2 protein-coding genes are annotated in these 5840 nt (G+C 50.9%); both read right to left on the bottom strand.

The annotated features are described in order from the left end of the window. Positions 1 to 111: 111 nt before the first annotated feature. Positions 112 to 1977 (bottom strand): RagB/SusD family nutrient uptake outer membrane protein, encoded by a 1866-nt coding sequence (locus VIR50_RS03040; RefSeq protein ID WP_331933671.1) that lies wholly within the window; start codon positions 1975 to 1977, stop codon positions 112 to 114. A gap of 10 nt (positions 1978 to 1987) precedes the next feature. Then, positions 1988 to 5425, bottom strand: coding sequence for a SusC/RagA family TonB-linked outer membrane protein (locus tag VIR50_RS03035; protein WP_331933672.1), 3438 nt, complete (start codon positions 5423 to 5425; stop codon positions 1988 to 1990). Positions 5426 to 5840 lie beyond the last annotated feature (415 nt).

The raw sequence follows: 5840 nt of genomic DNA, 5'->3' as shown, positions 1-5840 counted from the left end.
GGGATAATCGTCGCCGCAGCCCATCAGGCCAAGGCTCAAGAGGGCCGTTGCGCAGCTAATGATATATGTTTTATTGATACGCATAATCTTAATATCTTTATTGGAATTGGATTAATTGTTAGTCGAAGGCCATCCCTCGGTCTGTGTCAGCTTATAACCTTTGTTGGCATAATCTATAATCTGATTGGTGCCGATGGGCGACAAGTAGGGATTAACGTTAGGAATATTGAGGAAAGGCAGGCGTCCTTTGTTCTCCTTCGGGTAGAAGAAGCCCACCATCTTTGAGGCGTTGGTGCCATCAAATACCACGAACGAACCGTCGGCGGTCTTCACTCGGAGCTTATCTTTATTGGCGGCGACAAGTTCTCCCTTAGCTTCAGTGGGGAAATTGACCCACGTTCCGGTGAGCAAATCAGGATTTGCGTCGGTATCCATGTAGTTAAGTTTCTTCCAACGGCGCAGGTCTATGATGCGAGAGAACTCAAACGCGAATTCCATACGGCGCTCACGACGCAGCTCCCATAGGAGAGCGGGCACGTCGCTGTCGCGTTTCGGGTCGTCGTTAAGGCTGCTCAGCTTCATCGGAGCGGTAGGAACCACGCCCAAAGCCTTGGCCTCATCGGCGATCGGACGGTTACGAATCTGGTTCACCGATAGGTCTATATCGGATTGAACCACAGCGGGGCCACCCAAAGTTTGTATCTCTGCCTTGGCCTCTATCCAATTAAGAAGCACTTCGGCGTAGCGCATGACGGGATAACCGGTGGTATTCTTGTCGCCTTGGAACTCGGGAGCGGGCGTTCCTCCGGTCTTAAGATACTCGAGAGCCGACCGTGGTATGAACTTCGTTACGTAGAGGTAACAGCTCTTGGCCATAGGTGTGGGCTTCTGATAGAACGACGCCTCGAAGCGCGAATCACGGGTTTTGATGAGGTTTGACAGTGAAAAGTCCTTGGCATTGGCCACTCCCGACGTCTTCCAATCCTTGCCATCGGTGCAGATAAAAGCCTTGATGAGGTCCAAGTTGGGGCCTTGGTCGGTCGGAGAGTTCATGTTACAGGTCGACGCAACGCTGTGGGTAACGCCTTGTCCTGCGTCATATTTGCGGTAAAGGATAACATCTTTCGCGCCAATAAGGTTGGTAGAACCAAACAAACTCCTGAAATCGGTCACTATTTGATACTTTCCGCTCTTGATAACCATGTCCGCGCTCTCGACAGCTAAGTCAAAAAACTTGCGTGCTTGCTCATTGTTCTTATAATGATACTTCTGCCATGAGCCTTCAAACAAAGCCCAACGTGACACGAAGGAGGCCACGATATAGCGGTTGAGGTACTGGTCGCCGTCGTTCAAACGTACGTGCTGAAGGGCAAACTTGAAGTCATCGTACACATGATTCATCACCTCATTGCGGGGCGTACGGTCCTTATAAAGCTCGTCTTTGTCGGTATTCTTCACCTCATGCTCATGATAAGGCACGTCACCAAACACGTTTACCAACCTCGCATACTCAAGACCACGGAAGAAGCGGCCCACGCCCAGCCAGTGGTTTTTCTGCTCCTCGGTCAACACTCCCGACATACGGTCGTTGATACGGTCGAGCATGGCGTTGGACTTGCGTATCCATGCGAAGTTCCAAGTGGGTCCGGTAAACTGCGACTCCCACATAAGTCCCTCACTGGTGCTGCCCTTGCTCGTCGGCACTGACCGTGAGAACTGGCCTTGGGTGGACTTTATGACGCCGTCATCATTAAACATATAGTTGCTATTGGGCGTGTAAGCGGTCTCGCCATAGCCCAAACCATAGCCCACGAAAAAGTTGGTATAGAAGTCATTGGCATAGAGTCTGACCTTCTCTTCCGAGTTCCAATAAGTATCATCCTCGGCCGTTGTAAGCGAAGGACGGTCGAGCACATCGCTGCAACTGCCGAAGAACAACGTGCCCAATATTGCTGTCAATAATATCTTAGATTTCATAATTGTAGGTTTAAAGAGATAATTGTACACCGAAAGAAACCGACTTAAAGAGCGGCATACCTGTTCCGGTACGTCCTAAGTTGTAACTACTGGAGAACATGGAGTAGCCCGATATGGCCTCGGGATCAATGGGCAGACCTCTCAACTTGTCGAAAGTAAAGAAGTTTTCCATGGATACGTAAACCCTCGCCTTGGTGAGGTAAGCCTTCGAGAGCAACTCTTTGGGCACGGTATAGCCCAAGCTGATGTTCTTCACTCGCAGATAAGCCATGTTCAAGAGATACTTGCTTTGGGTCTGCATGCTGAATCCTGAGTTGCTTCCACCCAAGTCCCAAGCACGCGGATAGAAAGCGTCGGTACGCTCGGGAGTCCAATAGTCGGTCACGAAAGTCTTGGGCATGGCGCCTTCTTTGGCAAAATAGCCGGGGATAGCGAGCTGACCCGCACCCCAAATCTTGCGCTTACCAACGCCCTGACAGAACACGGAGAAGTCGAAACCTTTGTAATCCAGTCCTATACGGAAGCTATACTCAAAGCGCGGAGTGGAGTTACCGATGACGGTAAGGTCGCCATGGTCGCCGTTGGTAGATGAGCCCGGAGTGATATAACCGTCGCCATCGAGGTCGGCAAACTTCACGTCGCCCGGCGCGAACACTAACTTGTTACCATCCTCATAGTGCACTTGATAAACGGGATAGGGCGTATTCTGACGGTTGGTTTCACGGATAGTACCCTTGTAAATCACGTTTACACGCTCTATCTTATCATCTGCTCCATAAACGAAGTCATCCTTTTGGAACAGTCGTTCGGTCACCAATCCGTAAATATCGCCGTAGCGTCGGCCCGTAGAATAGGTGCCGTAAACGGAGCGATTCTCCCATGGCGTGAGGTAATCGGCACCTCGTGTAATCGTAGTAATGGCGTCGGAAAGCGATGCGGTGACATTAACACCGAGCCCGTTGCTGAACCGATGGTTATAATCCACGGAGATTTCCCATCCGTTAGTGCGCAGATTACCGTAGTTACCCTGCGGCGCCGTGGTGCCCAAAGTTACGGGAAGACTTTCTCCGGGGATAATCATGTCCTTGGTATCGCGGCGGAACCATTCGAAAGTAAGACCCAACTCATTCTTCAAGAAACGCATGTCAACACCCAAGTTGAGGGTTTCTATACGCTGCCAACTGATGTCATGATCGACGAGTTTCGGTGTTCCGAAGACGGAGCGCTTGAGGTTATCGGTGCCCAACCATGACGACTTGCTATTAGACAGCACTGAACGGAAGAGTGTATTGGAAACGGTTTGGTCGCCAATGCTACCCCATGAGGCACGCAACTTCATGAAAGAGAGGACGGGCTCGGCAAACTTCATGAAGGGCTCACCGGTCACAACCCAGCCCGCGGAGAACGATGGGAACCACTTCCAACGCAGGTGTGAGGGGAATTTTGACGAACCGTCTCGGCGCAGGTTGGCCTCCACCAAATAACGATCGGCATAGGCGTAGTTGATACGACCAAAGTAACCTAACTGTGCTTCCCAATCGGTATCGCCGTCAATGAACTGCTCACCCGACGCCAACTTGAACTGTGGATTGGTTTGATCGATAAGATCGTTCTTCGTACCGGTATAGGTTTTCCACTTGCTTGTGACTTGGTTCATACCCAACATAAACTTAAAGGCATGCTCCTTCTCGGCACCCAACCACAGCTTATAAGTAGAATAAACGTTGAAGGTATTACGATCAACGTTGCGACCGTAGTTAGTTATCTTGCTGGCAGAATTGTTAGAGAAGTATTTAGCATAAGGGAATCGGTAAGCAGGCATGCCTCCCGTGTCGGTAGGTTGCCCATTCTCGTCCACGAATACCTGCGACCCCGACTCGTCGAGCCATACCTCCGGGCTATACCATGTCTGCCCGGCCTCATACTGAATGACCGACGAATTGCGCTCACGCGACTGACGGTCATAGGTATAATCGGCCTTCAAGTCCCAGTCCTTGGTGAAGTTCAGCGTCACGCCTAAGTTCACATTATAATATTTATCTTGCAGGTTATCGGTATTGGAAGCGCCCACCTCATAGGACGGCTCACGCAAATCGTAGCCATTGGCCTTAGCGCCCATCGGCATGAGCGGGCTCCAACGATAGAGGTAAAGCCAAGGGTCGGCCGCCGTGGTGCCCACACCGGGATAACGCTTGTTGCGGTCAGAGTAGATAGAAGAGGCACGAAGGGTTACATATTTGTTAACTTCGGACGTCAGACTGATGGAAGCGTTGTAGCGCTTGAAGTCGTCGTGCTTGGCCTTTCTCGACATACCGGTTTGGTCAAGATAGCCCAGACCTATGTTATAAGAGGTCTTTCCCGTGCTACCGCTCAACGAAAGGTTGTGGGTCATCGTGGGAGTCCAGTCGCGAATCATGGCTTTCACGCCGTCATAAGTGCGATAACCATACTTATTAACGCCGTCGAACGTCCAGTCGCGGCCGTAAAGGATGGGATCATCATAGGCTACCGAGCCGCCATACTTCTGCTGCCACTCCACAGCTTTCTGATAACTCTCCTCGTTTATGCGCCAAAAACCACCCGCAGGCATACCTTCCTGACGATTGATTTGGGCATCCAACGTGTAACGGAGCGACGCCAAGCCTCCCATTTCTATGGGTTTGGCCACGTGTTGCCATGAAAAGTTGTTGGAGTAGCTCACTTCAAACCTGTCCTTCCCTACTCCTGTCTTCGTGGTTATAAGGATTACGCCGAACGCAGCCTTGGAACCATAGATTGAAGAGGCCGCGGCGTCCTTGAGAACAGATATGGATTCGATGTCATCGGGGTTGATCATCTGAATGCTCGGAATCTCAACGTTGTCCAATAAGATGAGCGGCTGGTTGCTACCTGCGAGGGAGCCAATCTGTCCGCGAATCTTAATACGGGGGTCGGAGCCCACTTCACCCGTGGGCACCACTACGTTCATGCCCGGCACCATGCCCTGAAGACCACGGCCCACGTCGGCGATCGGACGACCCGAAAGGGCCTTATCGACCTCCACGCTGGTGACGGCGCCCGTCAAATTAGCCTTTTTCTGCGAACCGTAGCCCACGACTACCACGTCGCCCAAGGTGTGTTGATCTTCCCGCATCACCACTTGCATGTTGGCACGAGCCTTCATCGACAGCGACTGGAAGCCTACGTAAGAGAAAGTTACTACACTCGAAGCGTTGCTAAGCGTAAGGCTGAACCGGCCGTCCATATCGGTAATGGCGGCGTTCTCGGTACCTTTCTCGCGCACGCTCACGCCAATGAGCGGCTCACCGGAGGCGTCTCTGACAACGCCCTGCACACGGGTAGTCTGCTGGTTCACGCCTTGGGCGCCACCAACGGCACGGGCCGACAGCGGGGAAGCCGACAAGTTAGCCGACGCCAGCCCATCAGCGGCCGGCAACGTGAGCAACATAGCAGAAGCAAACAAAACTTTAGAAAGCGGGAAACACATTCGATGACGCGCGCCATGAACCTGCATCCGCGTAGGAATAGAATCAGTTTTCATACTGGCTATAGCTATTTAGAAGGTTATGGAATTATAATTCACAATATAATTAAGGTGTAAACATGTTGTTATGACGGCCCATCGATTCACGAGCCCTCGCCGAACAGAAAATCCATAAAATACTGATTCACGAAGTTATACAGACTATTAAGGCCCTATCCGGCTAACAAGGCAAATGTAGATATTGTAGCCCGAATATGCAAACTTTATAGGCCTACGACCTTACTTATTAACTGTTATTAACGAATAGGTTTAATTTTTGCAAATATTTTCCCAATAAAAGCAGGTTTATTTTTAACCGAAAGCATTTGTCCCACCTATT

Origin of the sequence: Prevotella sp. (assembly GCF_036570325.1) — a bacterium.
Lineage (GTDB): Bacteria > Bacteroidota > Bacteroidia > Bacteroidales > Bacteroidaceae > Prevotella.
Note: the sequence above shows the minus strand (reverse complement) of the source record. Positions and strands in the feature narration are given on the sequence as shown.

Excerpts from the sequence above, each read along its gene's own strand:
- VIR50_RS03035 (WP_331933672.1), bottom strand. The coding sequence starts at position 5,425 with ATGTTGCTCACGTTGCCGGCCGCTGATGGGCTGGCGTCGGCTAACTTG.
- VIR50_RS03040 (WP_331933671.1), bottom strand. The coding sequence starts at position 1,977 with ATGAAATCTAAGATATTATTGACAGCAATATTGGGCACGTTGTTCTTC.